Below are 18097 nucleotides of genomic sequence, written 5' to 3' on the forward strand. Positions count from 1 at the left end.
CGTTGTCTGTAGGTGCGCCGAACGAATTCTGAATGTGACCAGTAAACACCTGGTGCAAATCCGTGGAAGCTGCCGGAACGGCGGCGGGTTTAGACCGGCTTTTCGATATCCGCCGCGTCCAGGATGGAATAGGCGTACCCCTGCTCCGCGAGGAACCGCTGCCGCTTGGCTGCGAAGTCCTGGTCCAGCGTGTCCCGGGCGACCACGGTGTAAAAGTGTGCGGCCTTGCCGTCCGCCTTGGGGCGCAGCAGCCGGCCCAGCCGCTGGGCCTCCTCCTGCCGGGAGCCGAACGAGCCGGACACCTGGATGGCCACGGAGGCCTCGGGCAGGTCGATGGAGAAGTTGGCCACCTTGGACACCACGAGGGTGCTCAGGGCGCCTTCACGGAATTCCTGAAACAGCCGCTGCCGTTCCTTGACCGGGGTGTCGCCCTTGATCACGGGTGCGTCCAGGCGTTCGGCGAGTTCGTCCAGCTGGTCCAGGTACTGTCCGATCACCAGGGTCTGCTCGCCCTCGTGCCGTTTCACCAGCTGCTCGACGACGCCGGTCTTGGTTTCCGACGTCGAGCACAGGCGGTACTTGTCCCCGTCTTCGGCCATGGCATAGGCCACCCGTTCATCCCGCGGCAGGTCCACCCGGACCTCGATGCACTCGGCCGGAGCAATGTAGCCCTGCGCCTCGATGTCCTTCCAGGGGGCGTCATAGCGCTTGGGTCCGATCAGCGAGAACACCTCGCCCTCGCGGCCGTCCTCGCGGACCAGCGTGGCCGTCAGTCCGAGGCGGCGCCGCGCCTGCAGATCCGCGGTCATCCGGAAAATCGGTGCCGGCAGCAGATGCACCTCGTCATAAATGATCAGGCCCCAGTCGTTCGCATCCAGCAGTTCCAGGTGCGGATACAGTCCGCCCCGCTTGAGCGTCAGGACCTGGTAGGTGGCGATGGTGACCGGGCGGACTTCCTTCACCGCGCCGGAGTATTCGCCGATTTCGTCTTCGGTCAGGGACGTCCGCTTCAGCAGCTCGTCCTTCCACTGCCGGGCGGAAACGGTATTGGTCACCAGGATCAGGGTGGTGGTGGAGCTGGTGGCCATGGCCGCCGCCCCTACCAGGGTTTTGCCGGCACCGCAGGGCAGCACCACTACACCGGAACCGCCGGCCCAGAAGTTCTCCGTGGCCAGCTTCTGGTACGGGCGAAGGGCCCAGCCGTCTTCGTTGAGCAGAATGGGATGCGGCGTGCCGTCCACGTAGCCGGCCAGGTCCTCGGCAGGCCAGCCGAGCTTGAGCAGCAGCTGCTTGAGCTGGCCGCGCATGGCGGACTGCACCACGACGGTTTCGCCGTCGATCCGCGGGCCGAGCAGCGGCTGGATCTTCTTGGCGTGCATTACTTCTTCGAGCACCGGATAGTCGGTGGTGCGCAGCACCAGCCCGTGCTGGGGGTCCTTCTCCAGCCGCAGCCGGCCGTACCGGGACATGGTTTCTTCAATGTCGATCAGCAGCGAATGCGGCACCGGGAACCGGGAGTAGGTCAGCAGCGTGTTCAGCACCTGCTCGGCGTCGAGCCCTGCAGCCCGCGCGTTCCACAGGCCCAGCGGCGTGAGCCGGTAACTGTGGATGTGCTCGGGTGCACGCTCGAGCTCGGCAAACGCTGCTATCGCGTGCCGGGCTTCGGTTGCCTGTTCATGATCGACCTCCAGAAGAATCGTCTTATCGCTCTGGACAATCAACGGTCCGTCAACCATGTGCCGGGCTACCCTCCACTATTTCCACGTCCATAATCCGGTGTACTGACACTGTGCGTTCGACGTCGTGGCGCGGGTCGTAGACGCGGACCCTACCGTCGCTCACTGACAAGGGAACGAAAATTTCCTGCCGCTGATTCCCCTGGGCATCGACTACCCCCATCCGAACCGAACTCCTGGTCCGGATCGCCTTGCGCAGGGTCTCCAGACTGACCAGGGACTGGCTTTCGCCGCCGGTGTGCGGGACAGGTCCGCCGCCGCGCAGCGCCGCGAGCTGCCGGTCCAGGTCCTCGTCCGTCAGCTCCCACGGGTTCAGCCGGGTGGTGGAAGAGGACGGCGCCGGAACCGGAACCATCCGGTGGGAGCCGACGGGTTTGCGGGCCGGGCCTTCCAGCGCCGGGGGATACCCCAGCTCGCGGAGGGAAAAGGTGAGTTCCTTGGCGGGCACGCCGGCGGCGACGACCGTCGGGGCCAGCCGCACCAGCCCCAGGGAAGCGGTCCGCGGATCCGCCAGCAGGGCGTTCAGGCCTGCCTCGTCATCGCTGCGCAGATATGAGCCGGCAGCCCCCACCCGGAGCCGGCCGTACCGGGCCGCGGTGTCCTCCACCAGGTAGCGCAGCGGCTGGGGAACCTCCGTGGCCGAATGCTGGTGCAGGAATGCCAGGATGCCGTCGGCGTCGAGCCCTTCGTCCAGTGCGCGCCGCACGGACTCGGCCGAGAACCGGTAGATCGTGGCCGGCCCCTGACCTTCGGGTGTGGCCACCAGGGCAAGTTCACGGGCGACGTCGGGCTCCAGGTAGCCGGGCGCCACCGCGGTGAGGTCGGCCTGGAGCAGGAACGAATTCAAGGGTGCGGGCAGGGCATCCCGCAGGACCGAGGTGGCGCGGGAATAGTCGCTGCCTGCCACGGCCGAGCCCAGCACGGTCAACGCGCCGGACCCCAGCAGCCCCAGCTGCGCCGCTTCCTTCAGGATGCCCGGAACCAGGCGGGCAAAACGCCGCTGCAGCCGCGGCTGGTGCCAGGTCAGTGCACTGATGAGGTCCGCGGTTTCGAAGGCACCCACTGTTTCTTCTTCGCCCGGTCCGTCGAGGTCGGACAGCAGGGCCAGCATTTCCAGGGCCCGGCGGCGGACAACGGGTGCGTCCGGCCGGGAAACTTCAGCTGCCAGCGCGTTCACTGCTCCGCCCGCCGGCAGGGGTGCCCCCACCAGGGACGGCGCCCGGTCCGCCGCCAGCCAGGCCTCCACCAGCCGGCGCCACTGCTCTTCACGATTCTGGGTCAGCCAGGTTCCCTCGGTGGCGCCCCAGCGCGAGGTCGCGGCGTCCAGCGTGATCAGGCCGGCCAAGGCAGCCAGCTCCAGCAGCCAGGACGTAGTGGCTCCGTCCAGGCGCAGCGATTCCGAGAGCCGGCGCACTTCGCGTACGCCCACGCCCCCGGAGCGGAGCGTCCCCACCGGATTCTCAGCAGCGAGGGCCACCAGTTCCGTCACCAGGCGCAGGGTTTCCGCCACTGCACCGAACGCGGCGTTGTCCCGCAGGCTGCGGGTGACCCTGCGCGGGACGGGCCGCGGGGCTTCCAGCTGGAAGTCCGCGACAATGACGTGCCCGCGCGAGGCCTGGCCGACGGGCCGCGGAAGTTCAACGTGGAGCGCGTCCAGGGGAACCAGGAGCCCGCGGGCCACCAGCCATTCGACGGGGGTGGGGGAGGGGTTGTCCAGGACGGCCCGCCCGAGGGCCGCCTTCTTCGGGATGGTGCCCACCGGAGAATACTTGAACCGGCGAAGCAAGTCGGCGGTCTGCGGCGGAGCGCCCTCCATGAGCGCGGCCCAGCCCGCCGGGTCGGAGACCAGATGATGCAGGGAATGTGCGGCGGTGGCCGGAGTGTCGGCCTTCTCTATCGGCAGCCCGCTGCCGCGCAGCCCTTCGACAATGCCGACCAGGCGCTGTCCGAACTCGGGATGCTGGGCCGCCAGGGTGGAATACGGGCGGCCGAGCCCGGCCGGATAGGCACCCAGTGCCTCGCCGAGGACCGAGACCGGGAGGTAGAACCGGCGGGAGGCATCGGCCTTCGGTGCCCCGGGGTGAGGTTTGGCTCGCCGGAGCAGGGCCAGGGAATGCAGATGGCCCAGGATCACGTCCAGGGATTTGATGGTTGAGCCGGCGATGGCCGTTTTTAACCACGAGGCGGTGGTGCTGAGCTGGGAATCCTCGTTGGTGGTCAGATCCACCGCTTCGAGGACCTGAAGCTCCGGGGCCGTCAGTTTTTCGAGAATCCGCTGGACGCTGACGCGCGTGGAAGCCCGGGCAGCCAGGGCCTGGAAATCCGGAACGGCAGGCAGCGCGAGGTCCGGCCTGGCAGTAAGCAATTCACGCAGCTGTTCGTCACTGCGTGCAGCTAAATCTTCGGCCAAAGCTCGAATCGCGGACATCAGCACCACGTTACCTGAGTGGGGAGAAAAACGGACCGATCAGCCCCGGCGCCGGCGCCTGATTCCGTCGATCACCAGGCCCGCCATCAGCAGGAACGCGAGGGGCAACGCGTAAAGGGACGCGGCCACGAGCCACGGCGCCACTGCCTGGCCCTGGAGGGAAAGGAGCAGCACCGCCGCGAGCGTCCCCAGACCGAACAGGGCCAGCACCGCTGCCAGCACGCCGGCGACCCGGCGGAGCGGAGACCTGCGCGGCGGAAGCCGGCGTTCCGGCGAGGCGGGGGAGACCGGCAGCTGCTGCTCTGCGGATGCCGCAGGGACCCGGACGTTGTCCGGCGAGGTGTTGCTCATGGTGATTAACGCTAACAGCGGAAAACCGCGGGACAAAGGGGAGGCCTTGGTGTCCCAATCGCTTGTGGGGATATTCTAAAGGGAACAGACTTCACCGTAGTATCTCTGCAGATGCTCCATCTCTTCCGTCTCTGCAGGTATCCGGGCGCCGCTTCGGGCCTGGCGGGCCAATGCGGGTGACGATTATTCCTGCGGCAGGTGTCCTGCTGCAATTAAACTAAGAACGAGGTAACCGAAGTGCCCATCGGCAAGGTCAAATGGTTCGACACTGGTAAGGGTTTTGGGTTTCTGGCCACGGACGAGGGGCAGGAAGTCTTCCTGCACGCTTCGGCCCTGCCCGCGGGAGTCAGCGAGGTAAAGCCCGGTACCCGCATGGAATTCGGTGTCGCCGACGGCCGCCGCGGCCCGCAGGCCCTTTCGGCACGCATCCTCGAAGCTCCGCCGTCGGTGGCCAAGGCGACCCGCAAGGATGCTGAGGACATGGCCGTGATCACCGAAGACCTGATCAAGCTGCTGGACGCTATCTCCAACGGTCTGCGGCGGGGCCGCTACCCGGACAAGAAACACGCGACCAAGGTGGCCGCTGTCCTGCGGGCCGTTGCCGATGATCTGGATGTATAGGGTTAGTGCGCTGAAGTGACTATGACACCGGTAACTCCCTCTCCCGATATGCCCTCTGAACCCGAATCGGAGCCCGCCGCTGCGGCCCCGGCTGCGCGGAAGCGCGCCCCGCGGCGGCCGGGAAAGCCCGACGCCGTCCTGGCGGATGCCGTGGCGGAAGCCCGCACCGGTCTGCTCGAAGTGGTGTCCGAGGAAGAAATAGGCAACTACGTCGGTGCAGTTGCCGACGCCGAACGGCTGGTGACGCACCGGTTCGCCTCCCGCCGTCCCGGCTACGGCGGCTGGTTCTGGTACGTAACGGTGGCCCGTATGCCCCGAAGCAAGAAGGTGACGGTCAGCGAGGTGGGGCTGCTCCCTTCCAATGAGGCACTGCTGGCGCCCGAGTGGGTGCCCTGGTCTGACCGGCTGCGTCCGGAGGACATCGCCGCCGAAGAGGAACTGCAGGCCCAGGAGCGTGCCGCCCAGGAGCAGGCTGAGCTGGAACAAAACGGTGACGGCCAGACCGGCCACGACCAGACGGAGCCGGATCAGTCCAGCGAACAGCACGTCGACGCGACGGGTGCCGAGGAGAACGAATAATTCCGTGACGGTGCGCGGCAACAGGTTCACTGTCCCAAGGGAGCGCTGAACTGATGTTCCGTTCCCTTCGCATCTTCAACTACCGCATCTGGTTTATCGGTGCCCTGGTTTCGAACATCGGTACCTGGATGCAGCGTACGGCCCAGGACTGGCTGGTCTATGACATCCTGACAAACCAGGACGCGGCAGCCATGGGAGTTGTCATGGCGCTGCAGCTGGGGCCGCAGCTGCTCCTGGCCCCGTGGTCGGGCCTGATCGCCGATACCTACAACCGGCGCAAGGTCCTCCTGCTGACCCAGGTCAGCATGGGCACGCTTGGCCTCGCACTGGGCCTGCTGGTGCTCTCCGGGCACGCTGAGCTGTGGCACGTCTACGCCTTCGCGCTGGCACTGGGGGTTGTGTCCGCCGTGGACGGCCCGGCACGCCAGGCCTTCGTCTCGGAAGTAGTCTCCGAACGGGACCTGCCCAACGCCGTCGCCCTTAACAGCGCGTCCTTCAACGGCGCACGCATGGTCGGCCCCGCCGTCGCCGGCCTCCTCACCGTAGCCGTCGGACCGGGCCTGGTGTTTGTGCTCAACGCCGTGACGTTCGGCGCCATGGTGATCGCCCTGCTGAAAATGCGTGCCGGGGAATTGCGCGTGCTGCCCAAGGCACCCCCGGGTAAGGGGCGCATCCGGGCCGGGCTTGCCTATGTACGCCACCGGCCGGACCTGATGATGGTGATGCTCGCGATCTTCATTGTGGGCACGTTCGGCATGAACTTCGCCATCTATATAGCGGCCATGGCGCGTACCGAGTTTGGCCGGGATGCCGGAATCTTCGGCGTCCTCAACTCGGTGATGGCGATCGGATCCGTGGCCGGCGCGCTGCTCTCCGCCCGCCGGGACCGGCCGCGCCTGCGGTTTGTCTTTGGCGCCGCCGGAGCCTTCGGCCTGTCCTGCATCCTGTCCGCTTCAGCACCCACCCTGATTCTGTTCGCCCTCTCGCTGATCCCGGTCGGCCTGTCGGCCCTGACCCTGATGACCAGCGCCAATGCGTATGTGCAGACCACCACCGCGCAGATCATGCGCGGGCGGGTGATGGCACTGTATTTCGCCATCTTTATGGGTGGCACACCCCTGGGCGCGCCGGTGGTGGGCTGGGTCTCGAACTCCTTCGGCCCGCGCTGGAGCCTCGGGGTTGCGGCTGCGTCGGGTCTGCTGGCGGCCGCCATCGGTTTCGTCTGGGCCTGGCGGACGTACGGCATGCGTTTCCACTACGACCGCAGCCTGCCGCGCCGGCTCAGCATGACCACGGACATCCCGGAAAAGCAGCAGGACCCGGACAGCGCCTAGCGTCCGGGTCCTGCGGCGGGGAGGTGCGGATCAGGAATTGGCAATCACGTAATCGATGCACTCCAGCAGCGCGCTGACGTCGTCGGGGTCGATGGCTACGAAGGTGGCGATCCGCAGCTGGTTGCGGCCGAGCTTGCGGTAGGGCTCCACGTCCACCACACCGTTGGCACGCAGGGTCCTGGCAACGGCAGCCGCGTCGATGCCCTCCGCAAAGTCGATCGTGGCAATAACGTTTGAGCGGTCCTCGGTCCGCGCCACGAACGGGGTAGCCACGGATGATTTCTCCGCCCAGGAATAGATGCGCCCTGCCGAGTCGGCGGTGCGGCCGGTGGCGAACGGCAGTCCGCCGTTGGCGTTCAGCCAGTCGATCTGCGCGTTCAGGGTCACCAGCGTGGACAACGACGGCGTGTTGTAGGTCTGGTTCAGCCGCGAATTGTCGATGGCGGTCTGCAGGTTGAGGAAGTCCGGGATCCAGCGCCCGCCGGCATTGATTCGGGCAGCCCGCTCCAATGCAGCGGGGGAGAACATGCCGAGCCACAGGCCGCCGTCGGAGGCGAAGTTTTTCTGCGGAGCGAAGTAGTAGACATCGGACTGGGTCAGGTCCACGTCCAGGCCGCCGGCCGCGGAAGTGGCATCGATCAGGACCAGGGAACCGGCGTCGGCGCCTTCCACACGCCGCACCGGGGCAGCGACGCCGGTGGAGGTTTCGTTCTGCGGCCAGGCGTAGACGTCGACGCCGGACTCCGCCGCAGGCTCCGGACGCGTGCCCGGCTCGGACTTGATGATGCTCGACGCCGAGAGGAACGGGGCCTTATTGGTGGCCGCAGCAAACTTCGAGCCGAATTCACCGAACGACAGGTGCTGGGCCTTTTCCTCCACTAGCCCGAAGGAGGCGATGTCCCAGAAAGCGGTGGACCCGCCCACACCCAGCACTACCTCGTAGCCCTCCGGAGCGGAGAAGAGCCCGGCGAGGCCCTCCCGCACACTGCCCACGAGGTTCCGCACCGGGGCCTGGCGGTGCGAGGTGCCGAGCAGGCCGGTGCCCGCTGCTGCGAGTGCGGCCATCTGCTCAGGCCGCACCTTGGAAGGACCGGCACCGAAACGGCCGTCCTTCGGGAGGAGCCCGGCGGGAATTTTCAGTGTGGCTGTATCGCCCATGAGGTAACACTCCAAGCGTGTTTCGAAGGTGGCGGATATGCACTTCCATTCTGCCGCACAGCCCTGGACCCCGGCGATATATGACCCGCACCACCAGTTCCTGTGAAGGGCGCCGCGCAATTATCGGGCGGTCCGGCCAATAGGCTAACGTGTTGGCGTATCCCCGGTCAGCGGTGCGCTGTCCTTCTTTCTCCCTAACTAGGAGCGGCCCGTCATGACGGATCTCATTGACACCACTGAGATGTATCTCAGGACCATCCTGGAACTGGAAGAAGAGAACATTGTTGCCCTCCGTGCGCGGATTGCCGAACGGCTGCGCCACTCCGGTCCCACTGTGTCCCAGACCATCGGGCGGATGGAACGCGACGGACTTGTGGTGGTTGCCGGCACCCGCCGGCTGGAACTGACGGAACTGGGCCGGCGCCGGGCCACCGAGGTGATGCGCAAGCACCGACTCGCCGAACGGCTCCTCTCGGACGTGATCGGACTCGACTGGGCCTATGTGCACGACGAAGCCTGCCGCTGGGAACACGTCATGAGCGAGCGGGTGGAACGGCGGTTGTATGAGCTGCTCGGCCACCCCACGGAATCTCCGTACGGCAATCCCATTCCCGGACTCGAAGGAATCGGCGGTGTGGCAGCGGAGGTCTCTCCCGACGGCGTCGTCGATCTGGTGTCCACTGTCGCGGCCACCGGACCGGGGACGAAGCTAAGGCTGGTCCGGCTGGCCGAGCCCATCCAGGTTGAGCCCGAACTGCTGTCCCAGCTGGACGAAGCCGGACTGCGGCCAGGCGCGCAGATCACTGCCGAAGTAGTGGGCGGCTACATCTCCGTGCGCGTTCCGGGCATCGAAGGAGCCCTGGAATTGCCCGCCGAAGTGGCTGCCCATGTTTTCGTTTCCACAATCGGGTAACGGAATGGTTACTTTTGTGACATTTACCCTATAGTGAGTTCCGACGCTGAAACACCATCGTTATCCGGTCCGTCCGCCGAGCCCTGCCAGCGGACCGGAGCACTACACTCGTCCAGGCAGGGGCGGAGGACCCATTTCCGGCAGTTCGACTGCCTTGGGGTGAAGCCTTCCGGAGGTCCGCGGCAATTGTCTGCATAGCTGCAGCAGATGCCCCGCATTTCCGGAGGCCGAGTTTCTCTACTCGAATCCGACAGCTAACTTCGCAGGCGATCCATGAGAGGGAAACACTTGTCGAAGCATGCTGCTTCGGGCCGGCGCCGCGCGCCCGCTCACAATGCGCCAATGCGCCCGCGAAACGCCCCAACATCAGGCCGCCGGCGCGCCGAAACCAAATCCGTGTCTGTTGGCGGTGCCGCCCATAAGGTGGCCATTACCGCTGCAACATCGGGGCTGATCCTTACAGCTGCCATGCCGACGCATGCGGCAGCAGACAATCCTCCGGTCAAGCTCGAGCCGGTAGTCGTTGACGCGCCCGTCTCCGCTGACCCCAACGCCGCCATCGGATTCGAGCGGACCGGCGTGAGCAGCAAATATGACCCGGATGCCAAGCTGGCGTCCATTTCGGTCGCTGCCGGGTCGCATGCGGTTCCCGCTGCTGCCAAAGGCACGCTGTCCACGCCCCTGGACTCCGCGCTGGTGCAGACCTCCGGGTTCGGCCACCGGACCAGCCCCATCACCGGGGAGGCCGGCGAGATGCATAACGGCCAGGACTTCGCCGCCACCTGCGGGACCGCCGTCAATGCTGCGGCATCCGGCACCGTGGTCTTTGCCGGCTGGCACCCGTACGGCGGTGGAAACCGCGTAGTGGTAGATCACGGCAACGGGGTCCAGACAACGTACAACCACCTTTCCAACATTGCCGTCACCGTGGGCACCGAAATCGATCGGGGATTCCTGGTGGGAGCAAGCGGCACCACCGGCTCTTCAACCGGCTGCCATCTGCATTTCGAGGTCATGGTTAACGGTGAAGTTGTCGACCCGTTGAATTGGTTGTAACCGCATCAAATGAATGCACCGTAACCGGTTGAATATCATTTCGTGACCGGAACGTGACATACCTCAAATGTTGCTGTACGCTCACACTCGTGCCTGATTCGCCAACGATGGGGCACCTTCGAACAGATCGCCTAGCTCTGCCACTGTTTGAAGTCCGTTCGCAGAATCGCATGGCAGAGGCGGGGGAACCAATTTCGGGTTTCGAAAGAAACCCTTGGGGTTAAGTTGCAAAAGGCCATTAGGCCGGGCAACCGGGTGACTCCCATCCGAATCCGACAGCTCACCTCGTAGGCAATTGGGAGAGGCAAACCTGTGTCATCAATTACTCATGGCCGCCGTCGTGCTGCCACCGTACAGACCAACCCGATCGCTGCACTTTCCAAGGCAGTCAGCAGCAACGCCGGAACAGTAGGCCGACAGGCCGCCGTCGTCGTTGCAGCATCCGGCCTCGTGCTGGCTGCAGGACTTCCTGCACAGGCATCCGTCAGCACGGACCGCCAGGCACTCGCAGCAACCCCGCTGAACATCGTGACCGGCAGCGTTACCGCTCCCGCCAACGCACCGTTCGAGCTTCCCCTGGTTGCCCCGAGCTCCACGTCCGGCGCCGAATACCGTGCACAGCTCGCCGCCGAAGAGGCCGCAGCCAAGGCAGCCGAAGAAGCGGCAGCCGCACAGGCAGCTGCAGTTCAGGCCGCCGCAGCCCAGACCGCTGCAGCCCAGACTGCCGCCCGCACCGCTCCGGCAGCTTCCGCACCGACAGCACTGGCAGCCACCTCCGGCTACGAAGCTCCGGCTAAACCGGCGGCAGCACAGGCCCCCAGTAACGTCGCATCCGCCCTCGTCGCTTCCGCCTACGGCCAGATCGGCGTTGCGCAGGACTGCACCGCCATGGTTGAGAAGGCCCTGCGCTCCGTCGGCAAGTCCGTCGGTGACCTGGCCCCCGGCCAGTTCTTCCAGTACGGCTCCGTGGTTTCTTCCCCGGCACCCGGCGACCTCGTCATCACCGGCGGCCACGTTGCCATTTACATCGGCAACGGCCAGGTCATCAGCGGTGGCCTGAACGGTATGAACACCGGCCTGCATTCCCTCTCCGATCTGCCGGGCGCCAGCTTCGTCCGCGTCAGCTAAGCCCGGTCCCGAGACATCATGACCTCAACGACTGAGCGCGCCCGCCACCGGGCGCCGGTGGCCCGCGCCACCACGCTGAACGCCCTTGCCGGCGCCGTCAGTGCCAACGCCGGAACGGTCGGCCGCCAGGCCGCCGTCATTGCGGCAGCCTCCGGGCTGGTACTGACCACCGGTGTTGCAGCCAATGCCTCCGGAGCCGACGCACCCCGCGACGTCCGGACCAGCGCACTGGATCTTTCGTCGGTATCGACACTCCATGTCCCCGCAGACGTGGCCGTGTCGTTCGAGCGTGCCGGAATCGCCGGTTCCACGCCGGCACCGGTCGTAGAGCCCGCAGCCCCGGTTGAAGCTCCGGTTGCCGACGCACCGGTGGCCGTTGCCCAGGAAGCGGCGGCCGCTGCTCCTGCCCAGGCCCGCGGCAACGCCGGCGCACCGGTTTCCAGCTTCAGCACTGAGGCTGTCGCCAAGCCCGCAGCGGCTGCCCCGTCCGGAGCAGCGTCCACCATTGCCGCTGCTGCTTATGCACAGCTTGGCGTCGGCCAGGACTGCACCATGCTGGTGACCAATGCCCTGGCCGCGGCCGGCATCAACCACCACGGCTGGCCTGCCAGCTACCTCTCCCTTGGACGGACGGTGAGCGCAGCTGAGGCTATGCCCGGCGACCTGATCTACTACGCCGACGGCGGCATGGGTATGGCCCACATTGCTGTGTACGTGGGCGGCGGACAGGCAGTGCACGGCGGCTTCAACGGTGGCTCCACCGTTGTGGCTCCGGCTGAACTCGGCTCCGGCGGCGTCTACATCCGTGTAGGCGGCTAAGCAGCCCCGGCAAATCAGCATCGCAAGGCCCCTCCTTCGGGAGGGGCCTTGCTGCGTTAAGCCCGGGTCGCCATGTTAGGCCCGGGTCGCCGCGGAGAGGCCCCAGCGGGTACTGCGGTTCCGGTTCCGGTCCCGCAGCACCGGCATAAATGGCCAAGATCGCGATCCCGTTCTACTCTTGCATAGACAATCGAAGTGCCGTTTGCGGCAAAGGTGTCTTGTACTCACCGGCTCGTGGGCGGCAGACGAAGAGGTATGTGCAATGCGCACTCTCGTTCTGAACGCTGGATATGAACCACTGGCCGTGATCACCTTCCGCCGCGCTTTGGTGCTGGTACTGAACGGAAAGGCGAGCGTGGTGGCGGAGAGCGGTGAGCCGGTGGTCGGGCCCAATGAAATCCTTCCCCGACCGTCGGTCATCCTCCTTCACCGGTATGTCAAGATTCCCTATCGCGAGGGCACCGTTGCCACTCGCCGCGGCGTCCTGCGCCGGGATAACCATGAATGCGCCTACTGCGGCAAGGCCGCCGCTACCGTCGACCATGTGGTCCCGCGGTCCCGCGGCGGTGACGACAGTTGGGAAAACCTAGTCGCCTGCTGCCTGCGCTGCAACAACACCAAGGGGGACCGGACGCTGGCCCAGCTCGGCTGGGAGCTGCGGATTTCCCCGAGAGCGCCCCGCGGAGCGCGTTGGCAGATCCGCGAACTCGAACGCCCGTCCCCGCAATGGGATCCATTCCTGCAGAATGACACCGCTGCCTGATGTCCGCTACACACCGCTATGACGCCATCATCCTTGCCGGCGGCCGGTCCACGCGCCTTGGGGGGACGCCCAAGGCACTGCTGCTCGCTGACGGCCGAACCCTGCTGGAAACCACCCTTGCCGCCATCCCGGACGCCCGGCATATCGCCGTAGCCGGGCCGCCGGAACTGGCGGCCCGGCTGGAGGCTGCCCCGGCCGAAGGAACCCGGCGGACGCCGGTACTGGTCCGTGAAGAGCCGGCCTACGCCGGTCCGGCCGCCGCGGTCGGGGCGGCCGTCACCGCTCTGGCCGCCATGGAGAGGGACACGGGCACTCCACGCGGCAGCAGCACGGACGACGGCGGCGGCGGGAGCCCGGCCGATAGCTGCCCCTGGACGTTGGTCCTGGCCTGCGACATGCCGCAGATCGCCGCTGCCGTCCAGGTTCTGCTGACAGCGTCTGCCTCGGCCCCGGCCGGGAGCCTGCTGGCAGTGGATTCCACCGGAAACCGCCAGCCGCTGGCGGCGCTCTACCGCACACAAGACCTTCGCGCCGCCGTCGCTTCCGTGGCCGCGGAAGGTTTAGCGAACAAGCCCATGAAGGCGTTGCTTGCTAGGGTGCAATGGAGGGGTGTTGATGTTCCCCCAGGAAGTACAGCCGATGTTGACACCTGGAACGATGCACAATCGCTGGGTGTGAGCGCCGGGGACGTGCCGTAGGACCAGGCAGTCCCCAAGCGATACGAAGGAGCACGAATGGCAAGCCAGAAGGAACAACTCGAGGCATGGAGCAGCAGGCTGCTGCAGGCATTGGAGCTCGAGGGTACGCCGGTGGATGTCTCCGCTGTCCTCGACCTGGCTGCGGTTGCAGCGCACAGCGTGGTGCGGCCGGCAGCACCGCTGACCACTTTTATTGTCGGGTACGCAGCAGGACTTGCAGCCGGCACCGGACAGGCTGACGACGCCGTGGCGATGCGCGCGGCCATGGCAGTAGCGGCCGATCAGTGCCGTGACGCCGCGGCGGAAGGAGACGCCCAGTGAGCGACCCCGCCGCACCCGTCATCCTTCCCGCCCAGCCCAACGCATCCTGGGTCCAGGCCCGGCACGCTGCCTATGCAGCCGCCCGCCCGCTGCCCTACGAAACCGTGCCGCTTGACGAGGCCCTCGGCCGGATCCTGGCCCTCGACACCGCGGCCCTGCAGCCCGTTCCGCATTACGCCTCGGCAGCTATGGACGGGTGGGCAATCGCCGGACCGCCGCCATGGACGGTGATAACCCCCGAGGAACCCCAGGTGGAGCGCTGGCAGGTCCATCGTGAATCCGGGCGCCGTGCCCTGCAGCCGGGCGAGGCCGTGGAAATCCTCACCGGCGGCTTGATCCCCGAAGGCGCGGACGCCGTCCTGCGCTCGGAAAGCGGTACGGTCTCCGCCGCCACGCCGCCGCAGCTAACCCTCGGCGACCGTGCACGGGAGTCGGAACCGCGGCCCGGCGAGCATATCCGGCCGGCCGGCGAAGAGGCATCGGCGGGGGAGACCGCCATTCCCGCGGGAAAGCTGCTTAACCCCGCCCACATTGCCCTGGCCGCCGTGTGCGGGCATGACACCCTTCCGGTGCTGCGCTCCCCGCGTGTCTCGCTGCTGCTGACCGGTGACGAGGTCATCGAAGCCGGCCTGCCCGAGCCCGGGCAGGTCCGCGACACCTTCGGTCCCCAGCTGCCCCAGCTGATCACGATGCTCGGCGGGCGGATCGACGTCGTGCGGCGCCTGCCGGACCGGCTGGAGGAAGTGGTGGCAGCGCTGAGCAGCGAAGCGACCGACGAACACTCCATTGCCATGTCTTCCGGTGACGTCCTCGTTACGACCGGAGGCACCGGGCGTTCCGACGCCGACCACCTGCGCCGTGCCCTGGAGGACGTCGACGCGGAACTTCTCATCGACGGCATTGCCATGCGTCCGGGCCATCCCACGATGCTCGCCCGCCTGCAGGACGGCCGCCTGCTGGTGGCGCTGCCCGGCAATCCGCTTGCTGCCATGATGGCGGTCTTCACCATCATCCAGCCGCTGCTGGACGGACTCCGGGGTGCCCCGATTTCCCGTGAACGCCACGTTCTGGCCGGTGTGGACCTGGAACCGCTGCCCGGAAGGACCCGCCTGGTCCCGTGCAGCATCCAGGAGGACCGCGCCATGCCTTCTCCGTATTTCCGGTCCGGGATGCTCCGCGGACTGGCCGAAGCGGACGCCGTGATGGTGGTGCCGCCGGAGGGCTGCATCAGGGACCAGGCCGTGATGGCCCTGCCCCTGCCGTGGCAGGTTAACCGCGCGCCCGCCGGGTAACCCCGGAACCACGGGACCCCGGTAACTCCGAATAACGCACTACCCGGGCGGCGCCAGTCGCCCGGGAATCGAACCAAAGCACCAAAGACAGGGAGACAGCATGGGACGGGTTACCCAACGAGGACGGGTTACACGGTTCCGACTGGACGGCAACGTCAGCCGGCGGGACGACGTATTGGCGGGGGAGGAACCGCTGGAAATCCGGATCGGCGGCAAGTCCTTCACGGTCACCATGCGCACGCCGGGCGACGACTTTGACCTGGTCGCAGGGTTCCTGGTCTCGGAAGGGGTGATCTGGGATCCGGCACAGCTGGTCAGCCTGCGGTACTGCTCGGGAGTGGATGAGGAAGGCAATCAGACCTTCAACGTGGTGGACGTCCAGCTCCGGCCGGGCACCCCGCTTCCGGACACCGGGATGGAACGGCACGTCTACACCTCCAGCTCCTGCGGCATCTGCGGCACGGCGTCCATCGAGGCTGTCCGGAAGTCATCGCACTTCGACCCCTCCGAGGACGAGGTCCGGCTGCCATTGGACATGCTGGCCGCCCTGCCGGACCGGCTGCGCGAAGGGCAGAAAGTGTTCGACAAGACCGGAGGCGTCCACGCTGCCGGACTGTTCAACGCCGACGGCGAGCTGTTGTGCCTGCGCGAAGACGTGGGCCGGCACAACGCCGTGGACAAGGTGGTGGGATGGGCTCTGCGCGCCGGGATGCTTCCGCTGCGCGGCATGGTGCTGCAGGTCTCCGGACGTGCGTCCTTCGAGCTGGTCCAGAAGGCCCAGCTGGCGGGAATCCCGGTGCTCGCGGCCGTCAGTGCACCGTCGGCCCTTTCCGTGGATCTCGCCAAGGACGGCGGACTGACGCTGATCGGTTTCAGCCGCGGTACGTCCCTGAACTGCTATTCCGCGCCGGAACGGATTCTGGCCGCAGCCCCCGCTCCGGTGTAGGCAGCGGAGGCAGGCCCGCCGCTCCGGACCGGCACGGACCGGGCGGGGTCCGGGGCCGGGCCGGCCCCGGTCCCGGTCCCGTTGCTCCGGATCCGCCCCTAGCGGGCGGCCGGAAGCTGGACCGTGGCTGTGGTGCCCTGGCCCACTTTCGAGACGATGCCCAGTTCGCCGCCGTGCTGGAGCACAATGTCCTGGACAATGGCCAGGCCCAGCCCGGTTCCCGGGATGGCAGCGGAGGTGGCGTTGGAGGCACGGAAGAAGCGCCGGAAAAGATTGGGAAGGTCCGCTTCCGGAATGCCGATGCCGGTGTCGCGGATCTGCACGCGCACCCCGGGCCCGGCACCGTCCGGCTGCACCAGCGCGGCACTGATTTCCACTGATCCGCCGGCAGGGGTGAACTTCACCGCGTTTGAGCAGAGATTGGTGAACACCTGCTCCAACTGGGCACGGTCTCCGTCCACCAGCAGCGCATCGGAGCCGAGCTCCAGCCGGAGGTCCAGGTTGTTGGTGACGCCGGCGGGTGCCAGCGAGGCGGCAACGGCCCGGAGGAGTTCCTCCAGATCCACTTCTTCCACCTCGAGGCTGCTCTCGTCCGCGTCCTGCCGGGAAATGGTCAGCAGGTCGCTGATCAGCTGGTTGAGCCGGACAGCGTTGCGCCCCACAATCTTCAGCATCTGGGCGACGTCCTCCGGGATGTCCCCGCCGGAACCGTCCAGGATGAGGTCCAGATACCCGGTAATCGAGGTCAGCGGCGTCCGCAGCTCATGGTTGACCGTGGCCACGAAGTCGGTCTTGGCCTGGTCCAGCTCGCGCTGGCGTTTGAGCACCATCCGCTGGGCCGTGATGAGGTTGCCCTGCACGAGGCCGTGCGCCAGGTTTCCGCTGACATGCTGGATCAGCGACATCTCCGTGCTGGTCCAGTCCCGCGGAGAACCCTCTCCGGCAAGCCAGAGCAGGCCGAAGGCCTGGTCCCCGTGGCCCAGCGGCACAATCACCGAGGTCCGCAGCCCCGCAGCGCATGCCGCTGCGCTGATCGGCAGCGGCTCGTCGCCGGGCTGGCCATGGTCTTCCACCGCCAGCGCCCGGCCCCGCTCCCACAGAGTCTCAGCCAGCTCCCCGGCGGTATGGGCGCCCAGCTCAGGCATGCCTCCCGAGGCGGTTCCCTCCCGGCTCCAGGCCAGCGTCAGCACCGGGACGCGCTCGTCCGGGAACGTCACCAGTTGTACATGGTCCGCTTCGAAGGTGGCTCCCAGCCCGTGAACCACCACCTCGGCCATCTGCTGGGGATCGTTCGTGGCCCGGACCGCGTCCGAAATGCGGCGCGTCTCCTCCCGCAGCCGGGCCGCGGCCATCCGCCGTCCGCGGCGGGCGGAGGCAGTGGCCAGGATGAGGTTGACCCGGCGGGCCAGGTCCTCCGGATCCACCGGGCTCGCCACGAAGTCGGCAATGCCCAGTTCCACCATGAAGTCCATGTCCACGCCGGCCTCGCCTGCCACCAGGATGACCGGCAGCTTGGTGATGGCGGGTTCGTGCCGCAGCCGCTTGAGCATGTCCATGCCGGCAACCTGCCGGATGGTGGAATCCACCACCGCCAACACCGGCGAAGCGGTCCGCGCAGCCTCCATGGCTTCGTCTACGTCTTGCACCGGAACCGCGTCCAGTCCCGCGTCGGAGAGGATGCCGGCCACAACGGAGAAGACAGCGGGCTCCTCCACGGCAACCAGGGCCTTGGGGCGGGGGCCTGTGCCGGGTTTGTCGCCCTCCGTAGAGGTGTCTGCCGTCGGAAAGGCAGAAGTTTTTAGTGCCGGGGACATAACGACCTTTCGTCAGTGCCCGGTTCAGCTCTAGGGGCAGCGTTAGGAAGTGTAACAGCACCCCGGAGGCCCCGAGGTGATACGACTCACCCTCGCCGGATGCCGCGGACCCTGATTTCAGCCCCTGGCGATCGGCCGGG

17 protein-coding genes and 2 riboswitches are annotated in these 18097 nt (G+C 66.9%); of the genes, 12 read left to right on the forward strand and 5 right to left on the reverse strand.

The annotated features are described in order from the left end of the window. Positions 1 to 89 precede the first annotated feature (89 nt). The 3 genes from NNX37_RS11820 to NNX37_RS11830 are packed head-to-tail and all read right to left on the reverse strand — an operon-like array spanning position 90 to position 4515. Positions 90 to 1736, reverse strand: coding sequence for a DNA repair helicase XPB (locus NNX37_RS11820; protein ID WP_255792939.1), 1647 nt, complete (start codon positions 1734 to 1736; stop codon positions 90 to 92). Beyond that, entirely contained in the window at positions 1729 to 4164 is a 2436-nt protein-coding gene (locus NNX37_RS11825) for a helicase-associated domain-containing protein (RefSeq protein WP_255792941.1), read from the reverse strand. The genes NNX37_RS11820 and NNX37_RS11825 overlap by 8 nt, the downstream gene beginning before the upstream one ends. A gap of 39 nt (positions 4165 to 4203) precedes the next feature. Continuing rightward, a complete protein-coding gene (locus NNX37_RS11830; RefSeq protein ID WP_255792942.1) occupies positions 4204 to 4515 on the reverse strand; it encodes a hypothetical protein in 312 nt (103 codons plus the stop codon). Positions 4516 to 4752: 237 nt separating this feature from the next. On the opposite strand from NNX37_RS11830, the gene NNX37_RS11835 reads away from it, so the two are divergent. The 3 genes from NNX37_RS11835 to NNX37_RS11845 are packed head-to-tail and all read left to right on the forward strand — an operon-like array spanning position 4753 to position 7049. Further along, a complete protein-coding gene (locus NNX37_RS11835; RefSeq protein WP_255792943.1) occupies positions 4753 to 5136 on the forward strand; it encodes a cold-shock protein in 384 nt (127 codons plus the stop codon). Between the two features lie 48 nt (positions 5137 to 5184). After that, complete coding sequence (locus NNX37_RS11840) at positions 5185 to 5715, forward strand: DUF3027 domain-containing protein (protein WP_255792945.1); 531 nt, start codon at positions 5185 to 5187, stop codon at positions 5713 to 5715. A 53-nt stretch (positions 5716 to 5768) separates the two neighbouring features. After that, the gene (locus tag NNX37_RS11845; RefSeq protein ID WP_255792947.1) at positions 5769 to 7049 is read left to right on the forward strand and encodes an MFS transporter; all 1281 of its coding nucleotides are present in this window, start codon (positions 5769 to 5771) and stop codon (positions 7047 to 7049) included. A 30-nt stretch (positions 7050 to 7079) separates the two neighbouring features. Here the strand turns inward: NNX37_RS11845 and serC are convergent, their stop codons facing one another. Continuing rightward, positions 7080 to 8207 carry a phosphoserine transaminase gene (serC, locus tag NNX37_RS11850; protein ID WP_255792948.1) on the reverse strand — a complete coding sequence of 376 codons (1128 nt, stop codon included), beginning with the start codon at positions 8205 to 8207 and terminating at the stop codon, positions 7080 to 7082. Positions 8208 to 8421: 214 nt separating this feature from the next. On the opposite strand from serC, the gene NNX37_RS11855 reads away from it, so the two are divergent. The 9 genes from NNX37_RS11855 to fdhD all read left to right on the forward strand — a co-directional run bounded on the left by NNX37_RS11855 (position 8422) and on the right by fdhD (position 16143). Next, positions 8422 to 9120, forward strand: a complete 699-nt coding sequence (locus NNX37_RS11855; protein ID WP_255792949.1) for a metal-dependent transcriptional regulator — start codon at positions 8422 to 8424, stop codon at positions 9118 to 9120. A 90-nt stretch (positions 9121 to 9210) separates the two neighbouring features. Then, positions 9211 to 9405, forward strand: a riboswitch (cyclic di-AMP (ydaO/yuaA leader). A gap of 111 nt (positions 9406 to 9516) precedes the next feature. Next, on the forward strand, positions 9517 to 10176 hold the full coding sequence (locus NNX37_RS11860; RefSeq protein ID WP_255792950.1) for a M23 family metallopeptidase: 660 nt from the start codon (positions 9517 to 9519) through the stop codon (positions 10174 to 10176). A 149-nt stretch (positions 10177 to 10325) separates the two neighbouring features. Next, positions 10326 to 10485, forward strand: a riboswitch (cyclic di-AMP (ydaO/yuaA leader). Positions 10486 to 10488: 3 nt separating this feature from the next. Next, positions 10489 to 11304 carry an NlpC/P60 family protein gene (locus tag NNX37_RS16540; protein WP_255792951.1) on the forward strand — a complete coding sequence of 272 codons (816 nt, stop codon included), beginning with the start codon at positions 10489 to 10491 and terminating at the stop codon, positions 11302 to 11304. An 18-nt stretch (positions 11305 to 11322) separates the two neighbouring features. Continuing rightward, positions 11323 to 12123: an NlpC/P60 family protein gene (locus NNX37_RS11870; protein ID WP_255792952.1), complete on the forward strand. Its 801-nt coding sequence runs from the start codon at positions 11323 to 11325 to the stop codon at positions 12121 to 12123. Between the two features lie 262 nt (positions 12124 to 12385). Continuing rightward, the gene (locus NNX37_RS11875) at positions 12386 to 12886 is read left to right on the forward strand and encodes an HNH endonuclease (RefSeq protein WP_255792954.1); all 501 of its coding nucleotides are present in this window, start codon (positions 12386 to 12388) and stop codon (positions 12884 to 12886) included. After that, positions 12886 to 13584 (forward strand): molybdenum cofactor guanylyltransferase, encoded by a 699-nt coding sequence (gene mobA / locus NNX37_RS11880; RefSeq protein WP_255792956.1) that lies wholly within the window; start codon positions 12886 to 12888, stop codon positions 13582 to 13584. Before NNX37_RS11875 ends, mobA begins: the two co-directional genes overlap by 1 nt. Positions 13585 to 13620: 36 nt before the next feature. Beyond that, positions 13621 to 13905, forward strand: coding sequence for a DUF6457 domain-containing protein (locus NNX37_RS11885; protein ID WP_255792957.1), 285 nt, complete (start codon positions 13621 to 13623; stop codon positions 13903 to 13905). Continuing rightward, positions 13902 to 15197, forward strand: a complete 1296-nt coding sequence (locus tag NNX37_RS11890) for a molybdopterin molybdotransferase MoeA (protein WP_255792959.1) — start codon at positions 13902 to 13904, stop codon at positions 15195 to 15197. The genes NNX37_RS11885 and NNX37_RS11890 overlap by 4 nt, the downstream gene beginning before the upstream one ends. Before the next feature lie 100 nt (positions 15198 to 15297). Further along, a complete protein-coding gene (gene fdhD / locus NNX37_RS11895) occupies positions 15298 to 16143 on the forward strand; it encodes a formate dehydrogenase accessory sulfurtransferase FdhD (RefSeq protein ID WP_255792960.1) in 846 nt (281 codons plus the stop codon). 98 nt (positions 16144 to 16241) lie between these two features. Here the strand turns inward: fdhD and NNX37_RS11900 are convergent, their stop codons facing one another. After that, positions 16242 to 17957, reverse strand: a complete 1716-nt coding sequence (locus NNX37_RS11900) for a hybrid sensor histidine kinase/response regulator (RefSeq protein WP_255792961.1) — start codon at positions 17955 to 17957, stop codon at positions 16242 to 16244. Positions 17958 to 18097: the final 140 nt, after the last annotated feature.

It is taken from the genome of Arthrobacter zhaoxinii, assembly GCF_024385505.1.
Classification (GTDB): domain Bacteria; phylum Actinomycetota; class Actinomycetes; order Actinomycetales; family Micrococcaceae; genus Arthrobacter_B; species Arthrobacter_B zhaoxinii.